This window comes from Cellulosimicrobium cellulans, from assembly GCF_016921195.1.
Taxonomy (GTDB): Bacteria; Actinomycetota; Actinomycetes; order Actinomycetales; family Cellulomonadaceae; genus Cellulosimicrobium; species Cellulosimicrobium cellulans_F.
The window spans coordinates 41,536-60,808 of record NZ_JAFGYF010000001.1 but is presented as its reverse complement, the minus strand read 5'-3'; the positions used below and the strand labels follow the sequence as shown (position 1 = coordinate 60,808).

General features: G+C 70.1%; 13 protein-coding genes. 11 read left to right on the top strand and 2 right to left on the bottom strand.

The genetic code is table 11. The annotated features are described in order from the left end of the window. Positions 1 to 110: 110 nt before the first annotated feature. Positions 111 to 4,073, bottom strand: coding sequence for a LamG-like jellyroll fold domain-containing protein (locus JN535_RS00200; protein WP_205200947.1), 3,963 nt, complete (start codon positions 4,071 to 4,073; stop codon positions 111 to 113). Between the two features lie 239 nt (positions 4,074 to 4,312). On the opposite strand from JN535_RS00200, the gene JN535_RS00195 reads away from it, so the two are divergent. From JN535_RS00195 to JN535_RS00165, 7 genes are all read left to right on the top strand, one after another. Continuing rightward, positions 4,313 to 5,320 (top strand): LacI family DNA-binding transcriptional regulator, encoded by a 1,008-nt coding sequence (locus JN535_RS00195; protein ID WP_205200945.1) that lies wholly within the window; start codon positions 4,313 to 4,315, stop codon positions 5,318 to 5,320. A gap of 166 nt (positions 5,321 to 5,486) precedes the next feature. After that, positions 5,487 to 6,749: a sugar ABC transporter substrate-binding protein gene (locus tag JN535_RS00190; protein WP_205200943.1), complete on the top strand. Its 1,263-nt coding sequence runs from the start codon at positions 5,487 to 5,489 to the stop codon at positions 6,747 to 6,749. Positions 6,750 to 6,969: 220 nt separating this feature from the next. After that, positions 6,970 to 7,824 carry a carbohydrate ABC transporter permease gene (locus JN535_RS00185; RefSeq protein WP_307867996.1) on the top strand — a complete coding sequence of 285 codons (855 nt, stop codon included), beginning with the start codon at positions 6,970 to 6,972 and terminating at the stop codon, positions 7,822 to 7,824. Further along, positions 7,824 to 8,645: a carbohydrate ABC transporter permease gene (locus JN535_RS00180; protein ID WP_205200941.1), complete on the top strand. Its 822-nt coding sequence runs from the start codon at positions 7,824 to 7,826 to the stop codon at positions 8,643 to 8,645. The genes JN535_RS00185 and JN535_RS00180 overlap by 1 nt, the downstream gene beginning before the upstream one ends. Before the next feature lie 85 nt (positions 8,646 to 8,730). Further along, a complete protein-coding gene (locus JN535_RS00175; protein ID WP_205200939.1) occupies positions 8,731 to 10,758 on the top strand; it encodes a glycoside hydrolase family 31 protein in 2,028 nt (675 codons plus the stop codon). Then, on the top strand, positions 10,755 to 12,722 hold the full coding sequence (locus tag JN535_RS00170) for a glycoside hydrolase family 127 protein (protein WP_205200937.1): 1,968 nt from the start codon (positions 10,755 to 10,757) through the stop codon (positions 12,720 to 12,722). Before JN535_RS00175 ends, JN535_RS00170 begins: the two co-directional genes overlap by 4 nt. Before the next feature lie 186 nt (positions 12,723 to 12,908). Continuing rightward, on the top strand, positions 12,909 to 13,391 hold the full coding sequence (locus JN535_RS00165) for a hypothetical protein (protein ID WP_205200936.1): 483 nt from the start codon (positions 12,909 to 12,911) through the stop codon (positions 13,389 to 13,391). Positions 13,392 to 13,604: 213 nt separating this feature from the next. Here JN535_RS00165 and JN535_RS00160 read toward each other — a convergent pair whose 3' ends face one another. Then, positions 13,605 to 14,339: a methyltransferase domain-containing protein gene (locus JN535_RS00160; protein WP_374100359.1), complete on the bottom strand. Its 735-nt coding sequence runs from the start codon at positions 14,337 to 14,339 to the stop codon at positions 13,605 to 13,607. A 95-nt stretch (positions 14,340 to 14,434) separates the two neighbouring features. On the opposite strand from JN535_RS00160, the gene JN535_RS00155 reads away from it, so the two are divergent. Genes JN535_RS00155 through JN535_RS00140 form a run of 4 tightly spaced genes read left to right on the top strand, consistent with a single transcriptional unit; the run spans position 14,435 to position 19,189 of the window. Continuing rightward, a complete protein-coding gene (locus JN535_RS00155; protein ID WP_205200932.1) occupies positions 14,435 to 15,457 on the top strand; it encodes a LacI family DNA-binding transcriptional regulator in 1,023 nt (340 codons plus the stop codon). Next, positions 15,454 to 16,461, top strand: a complete 1,008-nt coding sequence (locus JN535_RS00150) for a 2-hydroxyacid dehydrogenase (RefSeq protein WP_205200930.1) — start codon at positions 15,454 to 15,456, stop codon at positions 16,459 to 16,461. Before JN535_RS00155 ends, JN535_RS00150 begins: the two co-directional genes overlap by 4 nt. Further along, positions 16,458 to 17,675, top strand: a complete 1,218-nt coding sequence (gene manD, locus JN535_RS00145) for a D-mannonate dehydratase ManD (protein ID WP_205200928.1) — start codon at positions 16,458 to 16,460, stop codon at positions 17,673 to 17,675. Before JN535_RS00150 ends, manD begins: the two co-directional genes overlap by 4 nt. Positions 17,676 to 17,680: 5 nt before the next feature. Then, positions 17,681 to 19,189 carry a mannitol dehydrogenase family protein gene (locus tag JN535_RS00140; protein ID WP_205200926.1) on the top strand — a complete coding sequence of 503 codons (1,509 nt, stop codon included), beginning with the start codon at positions 17,681 to 17,683 and terminating at the stop codon, positions 19,187 to 19,189. The last annotated feature ends 84 nt before the right edge of the window (positions 19,190 to 19,273 follow it).

Below are 19,273 nucleotides of genomic sequence, written 5' to 3'. Positions count from 1 at the left end.
TCCGCGGTGATTGGCCGTGGGCCTGGCGGTGTGACGGCGCGGCGCGGCCGGTTCAGGTGAACGTTCACCTGAACCGGCCGCGCCATCAGTGGGGCATCACTGTGGCGCGATCATCCGCACTGCGTGCCCTGATAGTCCGCAGTGAGCGTGGCGGACCGGTCCTCACGGGTGACTTCCCAGGTCCCGCTTCCCGCTGACAGAGTCGTGGCGCGGGAGTTGAACGACTGGTAGGCCGCCGTGCCCGGTGCGACCGCGGTGAACGTCTTGCTGCCGACAGGGGTCGTGACGGTGATGTCCACCGGCCCGTTCTCGTTGTTCGTCGCCCGAATTGCGAGGTAGGCCCTGCCGGCCAGGCAGCGGGGCGTCGCCTCGACCGAGACGTCGAGCTCGTCGGCCTCGACCGTGGTGGTCGGGGTGATCGTGATCTTGTCGAGGTTCGGCGCGTACTTCGAGCGCAGCAGCACGTCCGGCCAGTCGTCGGAGGCGTAGGTGACGCCGTCGAAGTTGGGCTTCTCCTCGGAGGAGAACCGGATGGTGTTGCTGCCCTCGTCGAGGTCGACGAACACGGTGAGGTCCCAGAAGTTGTTCTGGTGGAACGAGTGCGGGAACGGGACCTTCTGGACTTCGCCGCCGTTGACCGAGATGTGGGCGTAGCGGGCGAGCGGGTCGGGGTTGTAGTGCGTGGCCGGGGACTGTTCCTGGTTGGAGTAGCGCACGGTCATCGCGTACGTCCCGGCCGCAGGGGCCTCCACATTGTCGAAGGTGAGGGTGTTGGCGTTGCCCGGGTCGCCTCCCACGTTGGTCACGGCCTTGCCGCCGCTGGCCAGGGTCAGGCCGGATACCTGGGCGGTGCCGGCGAGCTCGCCGTCCTCGGCCTCGTAGGTGGTCCCGGACAGGGACTCGTCGTCGAACTCGACACGCAGGCGGTCGACGAGCGTGGTGCCTGCCGTGCCCTGGACGGTGATCTTGTTGATCCCGCCGACCAGGAACGTGGTGACCTCGTCCTGGGTGGTGATCTCGCGGTCGTTGACCGAGAGGGCACGCTGACCGTCGCCGGTGGCGTCTACGGTGAGGTGGGCGCCGGCGTCGGTGGGGGAGTAGACCCAGAACGTCACGGCCTGGTCCGCGCCGATGCTTGCGACGCCGGAGCCGGACACGCCCGGGATGCTGTAGTCGAGCTGGGCCCCGTCGAGGGAGGCGTACTCGGCCTCGTAGATCTCCTGGGTGTGCTTGGGGTTTGCCAGGGACAGGTCGATCTTGTCGACGATGGCGTCGCCCTTGGTCACCCGAGTGCCGTCCAGGCTGCGAGCGGCCAGCGTGATGGTGTGCTTGCCGGCGGTGAGGTCGACGGTGGTGTCGGCGTGGTCCCACACGACCCACTTGTACCCGAGGGGAAGGTGGATCTCCTGCTCGGTGGTGGCGTCGCCGTCGACGCGCAGGAAAACGTTGGTGGGACCCTGTTCCTGGACGGCGCCGTAGGTGTTGAGCGAGTTCGCGAACACGCTCAGGTCGTAGGTGCCGTCCTGGGGGACGTCGACGGTGAAGTCGAGCGTGACGTTGGACCCGGTGCGAAGACCACCGACGTTGTACTCGCCGGAAGTGTAGAAGCTGCCCTGCCGCGTGGGGCCACCCTCGGGACCGTTCAGGGACCAGCCGGAGCCGGTGTGGGCGGCGTCCTCGGCCTCGTACGTCGCGTCCCAGATCGTCGGACTGGTCGAGGAGGCGGACGCGTTTGCCCCGGGGGTAAGGATGATCTGGTAGGCAGATTCGGCGTTCATGGCCGGGACGTCCTCACCGCCGAAGTGCACGACGAGGCCACCGTTGCTGACCTGAGCGTCGTACTCGGCGACGGTGGGCGGGTTGGCGGAGTCGCCGAGCTGTCCGGTCCAGCCGATCTCCTTGACCTGGACGTGGACCGTCTGGCCGAACAGCTCGGTGGGCACGTTCTCGTAGGAGACGAAGCTCTCGCCGCCGGCACCGCCGAGGATCGTGCGGGCCTGTGCCTTGTCCTGGTCGAGGGTGGCCACGCCTTGCAGGGTGTAGCTGACGTTCGGGCGCGGCGGCGTGAGCTTGACCGTGTTGCCGCTCATCTGGGCGTAGGCGTTGAGCAGCCACCACTGGCCGTTGGCGCGGTTGGCCTGGACGGCGGAGTCGGACAGGTTCCCGTCGATGTTCCAGTACGCGATGTCCCCGAAGACCTTCTTGTCCTCCAGGGCAGAGACCCACTGGATCATCTGCCCGGGAACCGAGGTGTGATAGTTGAACGCGTACTCGGTGATGTTGATCGGCAGGTGGGTGCCTTCGAGGTCCGTGCCGGCGAAGATCTCGTCCTCCCAGCCGCGGTACCGGTCGACGGAGCTGCGGATCGTGGCGGGGTCGGAGAGCTCGTGCCAGGCGATGACGTCCGGGACGGTACCGGCCTCGACGACATGCTCCATGAAGCCGTGGACCTGGTTGAACAGAACGCTCGTATTCGGCCCGCCGATGCGGGCCTCAGGCCACTTGGTCTTGATGAGGTGGTAGGCGCGGTCCCATGCAGCGAAGAAGTCCGTGGGGTTGTTGAGCCAACTGACGCGGTTGTAGCTCCACTCACCGGTGCCGAACATGTTCCCCTCGGGCTCGTTGTACGGCATGAGGACGATGTTGTCCTGGTACTCGGCCGGCAGCTCGAGAACCTGGTCGACCTGCTTCTCGAGCTTCTCCATGTACAGGTCGAGCTTCTGCTCGGGCGTGCTCCCTGGCCACTGGTAGGGGAAGCCGCGGTGGACGTCGGTCATGTAGATGTACACGTCACCGTCGGAGGAGTCGGCCAGCGGCTTGACGACCTCGAGCGCGTCAGCGCCGGGGTGCTGGGGGCCGTCCTGGGCCTTCGTGGCCACGGTGCGCAGGTTGATCGCGTCGACGAGATTGTTCGAGGGCAGGCCCTGGTCGTACAGGCCGTACAGGGTCCCTGACGCGCCACCGTGGAAGGCGCCGGTGCTCTCGCCGAGGTCGATAGTGGTCTGGCCGGGGAGCGTGACGCGCACGTTCGCGGTGACGACCTGGTCGGTGCCGTCGACGGTGCCGTTCACGGAGAACCGTCCGGGCTCGGCGTAGGAGCTCGGTTCGACCTCGTCCCACGTGATGTTCACCGCGCGCTGGATCCTGTCGCTGAAGTCACCGGGTGCCGTCGCGGGCAGCGCGGGGGCCGTGCCCCTGGTCGTCTCGACCGAGATCGAGGTCTGGGCGACGCCCTGGAGCGTGGGAAGGGCCTGCCCGTACAGCTCGGCGACGGTCTCGGCGCCCAACGCGGTGCCATAGATGCGGAAGTCGTCGAGCGCGCCGTCGAAGAACGGGTGCCCGCCCCAGAAGGGCTTGCCGAGGAACCCGGAGGTCGTGTTCGTCGGGGAGTGCATGACCGCGTCGAGGTCGAGGGTGGCGTTGGTCGAGCCGACCCTGATGCCGTTGAGGTAGTAGGTGATCGTGGACTGGTCGATCACGGTGACGGCGTTGACCCAGGTGCCGGTCGGCAGCTTGCCGATGCTGGACACGCCGACCTCGGCGTTGTTGTTGACCGGCTTGATCGACGAGCGCGAGCGCGGGTCGCCGCCGAAGGACGGGGTGAGGAACGTGGCCCGGTTGTTGTCTCGGCCGAGGTTGTAGACCCATTGGAAGTCGGCCCCGCCGTCCCAGCGGACCCAGGTGGAGATGGTGGCGGCCTCGAGGCCCTCGAAGACTCCGTTGGGGATCTGCACGTAGGGCGCCGTGGTCGACCCCGTCGCCCCGCCCGGCAGCTCGAGCGCGGCACTTCCGTCGGTGTGGCCCTGCGGGAAGGTCGCGTTGCCGGCGTTCACCAGCTTCCCGTCCAGCCCCTTGGCGGAAAGGTCCTCGATCACGTCGCCGGAGACCTGGGACGGCTCGAAGTCGTAGCGCAGGACCAGCTCGTCGTCGGGCACCCCCGCGGCGGCTGAGGGGGCCAGCCCGACGGCGGTGCCGAGGGTCCCGAAGGAGAGCGCGGCGACGAGCCCGCCACCGATCGCTCTGCGGAGTGGGGTCGCGTGGCGCGTGCGCGCCGGTGTACGTCGTCGTACCACTGGATCCAACTTTCTCGTGTGACTGGACAGTCGGTGCACACGCCCCCGGTCGTCTCGGCAATCACGCGTCCGACCTTGGACGTGGTGAACCGGTTCGATTACGCTAGCCTGACGTCTACGGGTGGTCAAGGGTGCGCTCGCGACGTTGGCCTTCCTTGTTCGACAGTGCGAGGTGATCCCCGTCGATCCAGCGGCAGGCGGGGCCGGGGCCCCGACGGGGCGGGCTGAAGGAGAGGCACATGGCAAACATCGGAGACGTTGCGCGAGAGGCGGGCGTCTCGCGCAGCACGGTGTCGTACGTGCTGTCGGGTAAGCGCACGATCTCGCAGGAGACCAAGGACCGGGTCCATGCGGCGATCCAGCGGCTGGACTTCTCGGTGCGCTCCAGCGCGCGGGCGCTGGCCACGGCGCGCACGATGAACATCGGCGTGGTCGTGCAGTTCCACCACTCCGAGTTCCAGCCGGCGTTGGCCGCCTATTTGGTCGCACTGTCGGACGCGGCGCGAGAGTCCGGGTACGGCCTGCAGCTCATCACCGACAGCGACGGCGTGCGGGCCGTGCGCAGCGCGATCGCCGGGCGTCAGGTCGACGGGCTGGTGCTGCTCAACGTCGTGGCCGACGACCCGCGCGTCGACCCCATCGAGACCGCCGGATTTCCGGCGGTTCTGGTCGGGATGGCCGACGGCTCGAGCCTGGATGCGGTCGACCTGGACTTCGCGAGCGGCGCGCAGACGCTGGTCAACCACCTGTACGAGAAGGGGCACCGCAAGGTCACCTTCGTGCGGTGGCCGCAGGAGATCTACCAAGCCGGACACACCTTCGCCACGCGGTTCGACCGCGCAGCAAGGGCGCGTGCCCGCCGGCTCGGGGTCAGCCTCGTAGACCACTACTGCCGGCCAGAGCCTGCCGAGATTCGCCAGGACCTGCGTGAGCTGCTGCGTCGCCACGAGGGGTCCACCGCTCTGCTGGTCCACAACGACGGCGCGGTCGCGATGCTGCCGACGGTGCTGCACGAGGCCGGCCTCGAGGTGCCCCGTGACCTGTCGGTGGTCAGTCTGCACTCCTCCGAGCTCGCCGACTTCTTCGCCCTGCCCTACACCTCCGTGGAGTCCCAGCCCGAGATGGTGGCGCAGTCCGCGGTGCGGCTGCTCACCCAGCGCATGGGTGGCCAGGTCGAGACCACCACCTCGCACATGCTCGTTCCCCCGCAGCTGACCGACCGCGCCAGCGTGCGCACGCTGAAGTAGCCAGCCCCGCCGCGCAATCCCAAGTCGAACCGTCACCTCGTTGAGAGTTGACGGTTCGATTCGTTGTGAGTAATTTCAACTCGAACCGGTTCGACGCCGGATGGACTGCGTGACTGCCGGGACGAACCGGGACGCAGGAACAGCCCTCGATGTGGAGGAGAGTGTGATGGCAACGAAGCGCAGGCGGAACATCGCCGCCCTGGGTGCGGTGACGCTGGTGGGCCTTGCGCTCAGCGCGTGCGGTTCTGGCGGTGGGGGCGTGCCCGAGGCGACCGGCGACGCGAGCGAAGGCACCACGACCGACGAGATCACCTTCTGGGACCCCTACCCCCAGCACACCGACGGCACGCCGTGGGACACCCTGGTCAAGAGCTGCGCGCCGGAGGGGTCCACGATCACCCGCACCGCCGCCCCGACGGCGGACCTGATCAACCAGCTCACGACCTCGGTGCGCGAGGGCAACGCGCCCGACGTGATCCTGCTGGACAACCCCGCGATGCCCGAGGCGGTGGGCGCCGGTCTGGTGGCGACCGCGGACCAGGTCGGCATCGACACGACCGGGATCGACGAGAACCTGCTCGGCCCGGGCGTCGTGGACGGCGAGACGTACGGGATCCCGTTCGGCTCGAACGCCCTGGGTCTGTACTACAACGCGGACATCCTCTCGTCAGCCGGCATCGACCCCGCGTCGATCACGGACTGGGCCGCGCTGGAGAACGCGCTGGCGACGGTCACCGCGGCCGGCAACAAGGGCATCACCTTCTCCGGCATCGCCGGTGAAGAGGGCGTCTTCCAGGCGTTGCCCTGGTACTGGGGCGCGGGCGCGGACCTGTCCGACCTGGGCTCGGCCGAGGCAGTCGCCACCGGGCAGCTCATGTCGGACTGGATCGGCAACGGCTACGCACCCAAGTCCGCGGCCACCGACAACCAGTCGGCGGCGTGGGACTTGTTCTTGACGGGGGAGTACGCCTTCGCCGAGAACGGGTCGTGGTTCGCCGCGGCCGCGGCAGACGCCGGGTTCGAGGTCGGCGTCATCCCGATCCCGTCCAAGGACGGGGGAGTGGCGCCCGTGCCCACCGGCGGGGAGTTCCTCATGGCCCCGGTGCAGTCGGAGAACGCCTCGGACCACTTCGCGAACGCGGCCGCGGTCATCTCGTGCCTGACCGAGGGCGACAAGCTCCTGGAGACGAACGAGACCCTGGGCTACCTCGCAGCCAAGCCTGAGGTGCGCGCCGAGCAGGTCGCGGCCAACCCGCTGTGGGAGCCGTGGGCACCGATCGTCGAGGGCGCCCAAGGCCGCACCACCGAGCTCGGGGCGGAGTACGTCGACGTCTCAGCGCGCCTGAGCGAGGCCCTGCAGACCTCCCTCAACGCCGCAGGCGACAGCGCCCAGGTCGAGACCGCCTTCAAGGACGCGGCCGAGAGCTGATCTGCCACACCCGGCGGCGACGCCCGTGCCCAGAGCATCGGGCGTCGCCGCACGGCGGACGCCACTGTGCGCCCGCCACCGATCCGTCAGTCAGGTGAACTCCATGTCGTCCCCCACGATGCCTGCCCCGACCCGGACGAGCCCGCAATCGGCCCGCCCGCCTGCGGACCAGGCCAGCCAGCCTCGCCGCCGCCCCAGCCTGTCCCCCCGCTGGGTAGCCGTGGCGTTCGCGGCACCGCTGGTCATCTACCTCGTGCTCTTCTACGTCTATCCGCTCGTCCAGAACTTCTCGATGAGCCTGCACGAGTACGACCGCAACACCTTCGTCTACGGCGGGGCACCGTTCGTCGGCTTCGACATCTACGCCGACATCCTCGGCCAGGACCGCTTCCGCCGCATCGTCATCCAGACCGCGGTCTTCACGTTCGCCTCGCTGATCGTGCAGTACGCCGCCGGCCTGGGACTGGCCGTGTTCTTCCGCCGCGCCTTCCCGCTGTCCAGCGTGCTGCGTGCGATGTTCCTCGTGCCGTGGCTGCTGCCCGTGATCGTCTCCGGTACGACCTGGCAGTGGATGATGAACGCCGACAACGGCATCCTCAACCGGTTCCTGGGCCTCTTCGGCGTCGACCCGGTCTGGTGGCTCAACGCCGAGAACGCCCTCGCGGCGGTCATCATCGCCAACATCTGGCTCGGGATCCCGTTCAACCTCGTCATCTTGTACTCGGGCCTGCAGAACATCCCCGGAGACCTGTACGAAGCGGCGGCGCTGGACGGCGCGAACACCTGGCAGCAGTTCTGGCGCATCACCTTCCCGCTGCTGCGGCCGGTGTCGATGATCACGCTGCTGCTCGGCCTGGTCTACACGCTCAAGGTCGTGGACATCATCTGGATCATGACGATGGGCACCGGCACGTCCCAGACGCTGGCGACCTGGTCGTACGCGATGGCGTTCGGCAAGGGCACCTCGGCCTCCATCCAGTACTCCGAAGCATCGGCCGTGGGCTCGATCCTGCTGGTCGTCGCACTCGCCTTCGGCCTGCTGTACCTCGCACTGCAACGCAAGCAGGAGGACTGATGCTGCACACCACGCATCGCACCTGGTGGAAGACCCTCATCGCGCTGGCCCTGACCGCGGTGATGCTGTTCCCGATCTACTGGATGGTCAACGTCTCGCTCACCCGGCGTGAGTCCATCCGTCGCGGCGACCTGCTCCCGTTCGACTTCACCCTCGGGCACTACGCCACGGTGCTGTCCGAACAGCTGCCCTACCTGGGCACGAGCCTGGTCGTCGGGCTGGGCACGGTGGCGCTCACGCTTGTCGTGGCGATGCCCGCTGCGTACGCGATCGCCAAGCTCGCGCTTCCCTGGGGCAACACCCTGAGCTTCGTCCTGATCGTCGCGCAGATGGTCCCGGCCGTGGTCATGTCGCTCGGCTTCTACTCGATCTACTCCCGCCTGGGCATGCTCAACACGATCCCCGGCCTGATCATCGCCGACTCCACGATCGCGATCCCGTTCGCGGTCATGCTGTTCACGGCGTTCATGCGGGGAATCCCGCGCGAGCTCATCCAGGCCGCTCAGCTCGACGGCGCCTCCACGTGGCGCACCTTCCGCTCGGTCGTCATCCCGGTCTCGCGCAACTCGATGGTGACCGCGTCGCTGTTCGCGTTCCTGTGGGCGTGGTCGGACTTCATCTTCGCCTCGACCCTCAACCGTGAGGGCGGAGAGCTGCGTCCGATCACTATGGGTATCTACAACTACATCGGAGCCCAGAATCAGGAATGGGGCCCGATGATGGCGACCGCGGTGGTCGCCTCCATCCCGACCGCCCTTCTCCTCATCGCCGCGCAGCGCTACGTCGCCGCAGGCGTGACCGCCGGAGCGGTCAAGGACTAGCGCTCACGCACTCACCTCAGCAGGGGCATCACGTCTTGTCGCGACGCAGTCGTCGCGGTGGGCACCATCGGAAAGGAAGCACACGATGAGGACCTTCGACATCGAGGGCCACCGCCTGGTCTGGCGGGGCGACGGCGAGACGCTCGTCGTCGAGCCCTGGGGGGCGAACAGCCTCCGGGTGAGGGCCACGGTGATGGGTGAGGTCCTGGACACCGACTGGGCGCTGCTCGAGCCGGGCGCCCGCGATGCGCGGATCACGGTTGAGGACGAGCGGGCCGTGATCACCAACGGGCGCATCAGCGCCCACCTGCGCGCCAAGCGCGGGTACGACGAGCAGACCGGGTACGACACTGCGACCTGCTCGATCGAGTTCGTCGACCACCACGGGCGCACGCTGCTGCGCGAGCTCGGTGCCGGCGGGTCGCTCAAGCTGCGCGCCCGGGCCTTCCAGCCGCTGCTGGGCGGGGACCACCGTCTCACCGCGAGCTTCGAGCCCAACCCTGGCGAGAAGCTCTACGGGATGGGGCAGTACCAGCAGCACATCCTCGACATCAAGGGCAGCACCTTCGAGCTCGCGCACCGCAACTCTCAGGCCAGCGTCCCGTTCGTGCTGTCCAGCGCCGGCTACGGCTTCTTGTGGCACAACCCCGCGATCGGACAGGCCACGTTCGCCGCGAACCGTACGGAGTGGACCGCGGGCTCGACCCAGCAGCTCGACTACTGGATCACCGCCGGTGACACCCCGGCCCAGATCACCAGCGCCTACGCCGACGCGACCGGTCACGCGCCGATGATGCCGGAGTACGGGTTGGGGTACTGGCAGTGCAAGCTGCGCTACTGGAACCAGGAGCAGCTGCTCGAGGTGGCCCGCGAGCACAAGCGTCGCGGCCTGCCGATGGACGTCATCGTGGCCGACTTCTTCCACTGGCCCGAGATGGGCGACTTCCGCTTCGACGAGGAGTTCTGGCCCGACCCCAAGGCGATGGTCGCCGAGCTCAACGACCTCGGCATCGAGCTCATGGTCTCCATCTGGCCCCAGGTCTCCACCCAGTCGGAGAACTTCCCGGAGTTCCGTCAGCGCAACTACCTCGTCAAGGCCGACCGTGGCCTGGACGTCCAGATGGGCTTCCAAGGCCCGTCGATGTTCTACGACGTCACCAACCCCGCCGCCCGGGCCCGCCTGTGGGAGATCGTGACGAAGAACTACTACGACCACGGCATCCGCGCGTTCTGGCTGGACGAGGCCGAGCCCGAGTACGGCGTCTACGACTTCGACAACTACCGCTACCACGCCGGCACCAACGCCCAGGTCGGCAACGTCTACCCCCAGCTGTACGCGCGCGCCTTCTACGACGGGCAGGTCCAGGCCGGGCAGCAGGACGTGGTCAACCTCGTGCGGTGCGCCTGGGCCGGCAGCCAGCGCTACGGCGTCCTCGTGTGGTCCGGAGACATCCACTCCACCTTCGAAGACCTGCGCCGCCAGATCACCGCCGGCATCCACATGGGCGTCGCGGGCATCCCCTGGTTCACCACCGACATCGGCGGCTTCCACCAGGGTGACTCCACCGACCCCGCGTTCCACGAGCTGCTCATCCGCTGGATGCAGTTCGGCACGTTCTGCCCGGTCATGCGCATGCACGGCGACCGCCTGCCCTACGAGGACGTCACCGCGGCCGACGGCAGCCCCCGACTGCGCTCGGGAGGCCCGAACGAGCTGTGGAGCTTCGGCGAGGACGTCTACGACATCCTCGTCCGCTACCTCGAGCTGCGCGAGACGCTGCGCCCGTACAGCCGCCACGTCATGGCCCAAGCCCACGAGGACGGCCAGCCGGTCCTGCGCGGACTGTTCCACGAGTTCCCCGACGACCCCCGCGCCTGGGACATCGACGACCAGTACCTCTATGGGCCCGACATCCTCGTCGCACCCGTGACCAGCGCTGGCGACCGTCGGCGCACCGTCTACCTCCCGGCCGGGGCGCGATGGGTGGAGCACGCCACCGGAGCCGTTCACGACGGCGGGCACGAGATCGACGTCGACGCACCGCTGGACGTTGTGCCGGTGTTCGTTCGCGACCAGACCCTCGACCAGCTGCTCGCACACATCGGCTCATGAACCAACCCACATCCGCCGGTGCCTCCCTCGGCTCCACCGCCGAGGGAGGCACCAGCTCGCCACAGTCGCGACCCGTCGCACCGCTCCTCGCGACCCGTCGCGGGCTCGGAGTCGGAGAGGTCCGGCTCACAGGCGGGTTCTGGGGAGTGCGCCAGGAGACGAACGCCTGGGCAACGATCCAGCACTGCCTGACCTGGATGGAACGGCTGGGATGGATCGCGAACTTCGACGCTGTCGCAAGCGGCAACACGCGACGTGAACGCCGCGGCTGGCAGTTCTCCGATTCCGAGATCTACAAGCTCCTCGAAGCCATAGCCTGGGAGCTCGCCCGCACCGACACGCGTCCACTCGCCGCGACCTTCGACCGGCTCGTCGCCCGCGTCGCCGCCGCACAAGACGAGGACGGCTACCTCAACACCTGCTACGGCCACCGCGGACAGGCCGAGCGCTACAGCGACCTCGAGCGCGGACACGAGCTGTACTGCATCGGGCACCTGCTCCAGGCAGCAGTCGCGCGCTGGCGCACCCGGGGTGAGGACGACCTGCTCGTCCGAGTCGCTCGGCGCGCCGCCGATCACGTCTGTCGTGAGTTCGGCCCTCAGGGACGCCAGGCTATTTGCGGCCATCCCGAGATCGAGGTCGGCCTGGCCGAGCTCGGCCGCGCCCTCGACGAACCGCGATACACGGAGCAGGCTCGACTCTTCGTCGAACGTCGCGGTCGCGGCGTCCTGACCCCGATTCCCCTGCTGGGTTCCTCCTACTTCCAGGACGACATCCCGGTGCGCGAGGCAGACGTCTGGCGGGGGCACGCCGTACGCGCCCTCTACCTCGCCGCAGGCGCGGTCGATGTCGCTGTCGACACCCACGACGATGAACTCCTCGACGCAGTCGTCAGCCAGTGGGAACGGTCCGTCCAGCGCCGCACCTACCTCACGGGCGGAATGGGATCGCGCCACCAGGACGAGGGCTTCGGAGACGACTGGGAACTGCCTCCCGACCGCGCCTACTGCGAGACGTGCGCCGGCGTCGCGTCGACCATGGTCTCCTGGAGGCTCTTCCTCGCTACCGGCGACGTGCGCTACGCCGACCTCATGGAACGCACCTACTACAACATCGTCGCCACCTCACCGCGCGCCGACGGTCGTGCGTTCTTCTACGCCAATCCCCTGCAGCAGCGCGTCCCGGCCAACACCGCCGAAGCCGGTGACGTGAACGCCCGCGCCGAAGGCGGACTCCGCGCGCCCTGGTTCGACGTGTCGTGCTGCCCCACGAACGTCGCACGCACCCTCGCGTCCTGGCAGACCAACGTCGCAACCGTCGACGGCGACGAGCTCACGATCGTCCAGCACGCACCCTGCGAGATCGACGTCGAACTCGACGCCGGCGGCCACCTCAGCGTGCGCGTCGAGACCAGATACCCCGCCGACGGAGCGATCCAGGTCACGATCCTTGACGCACCTGAACGGAAGGTGACGCTGCGTTTGCGCGTGCCCGAATGGGGGCACGGGGCAACGCTCATCGACGCCGCCGGCCAGGAGCGGCTCGTCGCCCCTGGCTGGGCTACCGTGTGCACCGTCCTGCGCGCCGGTGACACGGTCCGGCTCAACGTGCCGGTCGAGCCCCGCTTCACTTGGCCCGACCCCCGCATCGACGCCCTACGCGGCACCGTCGCCGTCGAGAAGGGGCCCCTCGTTCTCTGCCTTGAATCCGCCGACCTACCCGCCGGAGTGACGATCGAGAACGTCCGCGTCGACGTCGGCGGGCGCCCACGCCTCGAAGGGGACGGTGCCCTCCTCCGGGCGAGAACCGTGCGGCACCATCCGACGGAGCACTCCTCGCTGCCCTACTTCAGCGTTCGGCCAACCGTGACGCTGCGAGAAGAGTTCGCGATCGCCCTCGTGCCCTACCACCGCTGGGCGGAGCACGCTCCGGGAACGATGCGGGTGTTTCTGCCCACGATCTGACTGACGCCAACGAGCTGTTCGCCGTCGTCACGCACACCAGGACGTCGGCGTCAGTCGCTCGCCCTCCAGCACGGGTGGTTCGTGGCTGAGTCACGGCGTCGAGCTGTCCGTGGTCAAGGATGATCCGCCCCGCGTCCAGCGGGCTGCGGTTGGCGTCGACCGTCGCGGATGCGATGGAATCGGACCATGTGGACTTCCCTCGCGCCCCGTCGCAAGCTCTTCGGTGGCCTGGTCGCGGTGTCGCTCGCGTGCGTCCTCGCGGCATGCTCCCCGATCCCCGTGTCGGGGGTGGATGACGCGGACGACACCGGTGCCGATGTCGAGCTCGCCGAGGTCGAGGCCCGGTTCGCCGCGATGACAGAGGTTCCGGGAGACCCGGCAGGAGCGACGGTGGTGGAGTCCGCAGGGGCCGCCACCGTGTGGGCGCTGACCCGCCGCGATGACGTGCGGCGGGTGGACCCGGTCGACTGCTCGCTCGACGGCGTGCCGATGGAGCGGGCGGCCGAAGCCCTGAACGTCCCGGAGCCGCGAGGGCTCGAGGCCGCAGGCCGTCCGCAGACCCTCTTCGCCTTCGCCTCGGCCGCGGTCGACCAGGCGGGGAGCTTCACCGTGGCGTGCGACCTCGGGGGTGCCCCGGTCCTGCTCCTTCTCCTTGAGCCGGACGACTGAGCGCACACGGCGCCGCGGCGCCGTCACCGTTCGGGGTCGTCTTTGGCGACGAGCTCGAGCTTGAACCGTTCCTCGTTCTCGAGGTAGGCGGCGTAGTAGTTCGGGCCGCCCGCCCAGGGGTGCTGGTCGGTGTAGAGCGGGTTCCACCTGTGTGCGGGTGCGCTGGCCCAGAGTCGGTCGACGTCGGTGCGGGTGCCCGCGCGTCGGGCCTGGTCAGCCGCGGGTCGCGACGACGAAGATCCGGTGGAACGGCAGGAGCGTGCCGTACGGGCGTCGCGGGTATGCCTGGCGGAGCGCGGCGCTGTACTCCTGGAGGAATGCGGGCCGGACCTCGTCCGGCAGGGCGTCGAGCACGGGCCGGGCACCCGCGGCGGTGACCCAGCGCAGCACGGGGTCCTTCCCGGGCAGCGCATGGACGTACGTCGTCTCCCACGCATCGACCTTCCAGCCGAGCCCTGCGAGCACCTCGAGGTAGGTCGAGGTCTCGTGCGCGGAACGTCCCTGTGCGAGGTCGGTGGTGTGCGAGACATACGGCTCGCGTCCGCAGATCTCGCGCAGCAGGCGGTTCATGGGCGCGTCGTGGTTGCTCGGGACGCTGAACGCGAGCGCACCACCGGGGGCGACGAAGCCGGCCAGGCGGGGCAGGAGGTCCAGGTGGTCAGGGATCCACTGCAGCGTCGCGTTGCTCACCACCACGTCGGCGGCGGCCGGCGGGGTCCAGCTCCGCAGGTCCCCGAGCTCGTACCGCGTCGTAGCGGTCGCCTGCGACCTGGCGCGCTCGATCATCGCCGCCGAGGCGTCGACGCCCAGGACGTGCGCCTCGGGCCATCGAGACTGCAGGACCGCGGACAAGTGGCCCGGCCCGCACCCCAGGTCGAGCACGGAGCGCGCGTCGATCTCGACACGCGGCAACCGTGTCGGCGACGTCGAGGGCCTCCTGTTTCTCACCGCGCACAGCACCGGCTTGTGCAAGGGTTGACAAGTTTGCACAAGGTGGCGCAAGGTTGTGGGCGACGTCACCGCCGACGGAAGGACGGATCATCGTGGCTCCCACGCTCACCGAGGTCGCACAGCGCGCCGGGGTGTCGCTGTCGACCGCCTCGCGCGCGTTCAGCGAGCCGGACCGCATCTCGCCAGAGACGCTCGCGCGGGTCGTGCGTGCGGCGGAGGAGATCGGATACGTCGCCTCGTCGGCGCGCAGGCAGCGCACGACGACGCGGCCGACCCGGTCGACGACGGTCGCGATGACCGTCCCCGACCTTGCGAACCCGATCATCGCGTCGTTCGTCAAGGCCGCCCAGGCGCACGGTTGGTACCGCCGCCAGACGCTCGTCCTCACCGACGCCGACGGCAGCCCGGACCGCGAGCGTGAGATTCTCGGCGAGCTCCACGGCCGGGTCGACGGGTTCATCGCGTGCTCGCCGCGCCTGCCGGCGCACGACATCGTCGAGCTCTGCGGGGACGCCCCGCTCGTGCTCGTGAACCGCGACTCGGACGAGGCTCCGAGCGTCCTGGCGGACGCCGAGCACGGCCTGCGCCAGGCGGTCGAGTACCTGCGCGTCCTCGGGCACGAGCACCTCGCGTACGTGCAGGGCAACCAGCTCTCGTGGTCCAACGAGCACCGGGTCGCCGCGATGCGCCGGCTCGCGGACGAGCACGACGTCGAGCTCGACGTCCTGGGATGGCACGCCGAGACCATGGCCGGCGGCAACGCCGCGGCGGCGAGCGTCGTGGCCACGGGAGCGACCGCGGTGATCGCGCACAACGACCTCGTCGCGCTCGGCATCGTCGAGGGCGCCGCGCAGCTCGGTCTCACGGTCCCCGAGGACCTGTCGGTCGTCGGCATCGACGACACGACGATCGCGCGCGTCGCCAAGCCGCAGCTCACGAGCATCCAGGTGCCGATGTCCCGGGCCGGAGTCCTGAGCGTCGACCTCCTGCAAGCCCTGCTCGCGCAGGACGACGACGTCGACCCGGCCCGCACGGTGCACCTGCCGACGCAGCTCGTGGTCCGGCAGTCGACCGCGCCGGCGCCGGGCTGGGACCCGCGGGGGGCACGTCGATGAGCGGGCTCCACGTCGTCGTGACCGACGCGAACCTGGTCCCGCTGCGCGACGAGCTCGTCGCGCGCCTGCCCGGCGGCACGGAGGTGTCCTGGGCCGTCGGTCTCGCGCCCGACGACACGGCCGCCGCGCTGCGCGACGCGCACGTGCTGGTCGGCCCCGAGCTGACGCCCGCGATGGCCGCCGCGGCGCCCGCGCTCCGGCTCGTCCACGTCGCCGGCGCCGGCACCGACCGGGTGGACCCGTCAGCGCTGCGCCCGGGGGTCGTGGTGGCGAACACGTTCCACCACGAGCGCTCCATCGCCGAGTACGTCACCTGGGCGGCGATCGACCTGCGCCGCGACCTCCACCTTGCCGACGCGGCGCTGCGCACGGGGCTGTGGCGGTCGTCGGTGTACGACCGGTCGCTCCCGCAGCCGCAGACGCTCGGTGCCGCGCGCGTCGGTCTCGTCGGGTTCGGTCACATCGGCTCGGCGTGCTGGCGCGCGCTGTCGGCCTTCGGCGCCACCGGGCGGGCCGTGACCGGTCGCGGCGGCGTCGACGCGTCGTCGGTCGGGCTCGAGTGGGCGGGCGGGGTCGACGCGCTGCCCCGCCTCCTCGACGAGTCGGACGTCGTCGTGGTCAGCGTCCCGCTCGACGAGCGCACGCGCGGCATGGTCGGCGCTCCGGAGCTCGCGCGTCTCGGTACCGACGGCGTCCTCGTCAACGTGGCGCGCGGACCCGTCGTCGACGAGCGCGCTCTGTACGAGGCGCTCGCCGCGCGCACCATCCGCGGCGCGGCCGTCGACGTCTGGTACTCCTACCCCGGCCCCGACGGGCAGGCGGCGCCTGCCGCCCTGCCGTTCCACGAGCTCGACAACGTGCGGATGACGCCGCACCTGTCGGGCGTGACCCGTCAGACGTTCCTCGGGCGGGTCGTCGACGTCGCGGCCAACGTCACGGCCCTGGCCGAGGGCCGCCCGCTCGAACGCGTCGTCGCGCTCCGCCCCGAGGAGGTCCCCGCATGAGCGACCGCATCGTCGCCGCCGAGGTGCTCGTCACGAGCCCCGGCCGCAACTACGTCACGCTCAAGGTGACCACGGCCGACGGCGTCGTGGGCTGGGGCGACGCGACGCTCAACGGGCGAGAGCTCGCCGTCGCGTCCTACCTGCGCGACCACGTCTGCCCCCTCCTCGTCGGGCGCGACCCGGCGCGCGTCGAGGACACGTGGCAGCTGCTCTACCGCGGCGCGTACTGGCGCCGCGGACCCGTGACGATGGCCGCGATCGGCGCGGTCGACGTCGCGCTGTGGGACGTCAAGGGCAAGACGCTCGGCCAGCCGGTGTACCAGCTCATCGGCGGTGCGGTGCGCGACCGGGTCCTCACGTACACGCACGCGTCCGCGTGGGAGCTGCCCGCGCTGCTCGACGCCGTCGACGCGCGCCGCGAGCAGGGCTTCCTCGCCGTGCGCGCGCAGTCGGGGGTGCCCGGCCTCGAGACGGTCTACGGCGTGCACCGCGACGTCGCCTCGTACGAGCCCGCGGCGCGCGGGGCCGCGCCCGTGGAGGAGACGTGGGACACGGCCACCTACCTGCGGCACGCGCCGGAAGTCCTGCAGGGCGTGCGTGACCACGTCGGACCCGAGCTGCACCTGCTCCACGACGCGCACCACCGCCTCACCCCGCAGCAGGCTGCCCGTCTCGCCAAGGAGCTCGAGCCCGTCGACCTGTTCTGGCTCGAGGACGTCACACCGGCTGAGAACCAGGAGGTGCTGCGGCTCGTGCGGCAGCACACGACGACGCCGCTCGCGATCGGCGAGGTGTTCACGACCGTCTTCGACTGCCACCAGCTCATCACCGAGCAGCTCGTCGACTACGTCCGCACCGCCGTCGTGCACGCGGGTGGCATCAGCCACCTGCGCAAGATCCTCGCGCTCGCCGAGGTGTACCAGGTCAAGGGCGCCCCGCACGGGCCTTCCGACGTCTCGCCCGTGTCCTTCGGTGCGAGCATCCACGTGGGCCTGGCCACGCACAACTTCGCGATTCAGGAGTACATGGGCTACTCCGAGGCCGCGCACGAGGTCTTCCCGCACGCGTGGACCTACGCCGACGGCTACCTGCACCCCGGGGACGCACCCGGCATCGGCGTCGAGGTCGACGAGGCGCGGGCCGCGAAGTACCCGTACGAGCCCGCCTACCTACCCGTCGCCCGTCGCCTCGACGGCACCCTCACGGACTGGTGATCCCCATGACGTCCTCCACCGACGCCGCCACGCGGCTGGGCCGCGACGCGCCTCTGGCCGACCTGCTCGTCGCCCCGGCGGAGCCCTCCGCGACGGGGATCGTGCACCTCGGCCTGGGCAACTTCCACCGTGCCCACCAGGCGGTGTACACCGCGATCGCGCAGCGCGCGGAGCCCGGCGACTGGGGCGTGCTCGGCGTCGCCAACCGGTCGCGCCACGTCGTCGACGCGATGCGCGCGCAGGACCACCTGTACTCCGTGCTCCAGATCGCCCCCGGTCGCAGCACCGTCTCCGTCCCGGGCGTCCACACGGGCACGCTCGTCGCCGCGGACGACCCGGAGGCTGTCGTCGCCGCGGCTGCGGCCGCCACCACGCGGATCGTGTCGATGACCGTGACGGAGCACGGCTACCACGTCGTCCCGGGCACGGGCCGTCTCGACCTCGACGCCGCGGACGTCCGCCACGATCTCGGCGTCGGCGCAGCTCCGGTGACGACGGTCGGGCAGCTCGCGCGGGCGCTGGAGCGTCGAGCCCTCGGGCACGGCGAGCCCGTGACGGTCCTGTCGTGCGACAACCTCCAGTCCAACGGGTCCACCACGCGCGCGCTCGTGCTCGACTTCCTCGCGGCGTCCGGCGCCGACCAGGACGTGCTGGACTGGGTCGCCGACCGGGCGCGCTTCCCGAACTCGATGGTCGACCGGATCGTCCCGGCCACGACCGACCGCTACGCCGACGAGGTGCGGCGGGTCACCGGTCTCGCGGACGCGGCGCCGGTGCCGGCGGAGCCGTTCACCATGTGGGTGCTCGAGGACGACTTCGCCGCGGGCCGGCCCGCGTGGGAGCGCGGCGGCGCGGTGTTTTCGCCGGAGGTCGAGGCGTACGAGCTGGTGAAGCTGCGGCTGCTCAACGGCACGCACTCGCTCCTCGCGTACCTCGGTGCCCTCGACGGGCGCGCGACGATCCCGGACGCACGCGCGCAGGAGTTCGTAGAGCGCGCGGCACGAGCGGTCATCGCGGACGAGTACCTGCCGAGCATCACGCTGCCGCGCGGGTTCGACGTCGACGCGTACGTCGCGCAGCTGTTCGACCGCTGGTCGAACTCCGCCCTGGGGCACCGCACGAGCCAGGTCGGCTCGGACGGCTCGGTCAAGCTTCCCCAGCGCGTGCCCGTCCCGGCCGTCCGGGCCCTGCGGGAGGGGCGGGTGCCCGAGCACCTCGCCCTGACCGTCGCCGCGTGGCTGTGCTGCGTCGCGCCGATCGACGGCTTCGAACCGGGACCGCACGCGGCCGCGATGACCGACCCGGCGCGCGCACGTCTCGCCGAGCTCGCCCGCACGACGCGGAGCACCGACGCCCTCGTCGACGCAGTGCTCGGGCGGGGCGGGCTCCTCGGCGACGAGATCGCCGCCCACCCCGCCTTCGCGCAGCGCGTCGCCGCGCACGTGCGCACCATCGTCGCCCACGGCGTGCGCGCCGCCGCCGCCGGCGCGGCCCGTGCCGCCGGAGCGGCCTGACCTCACCCCGATCTGCACGCCCTTCCACCACCCATCGCCCTTCCCAGGGCACCGACCGCCACGGTCGTCACGACGACGTGAGGG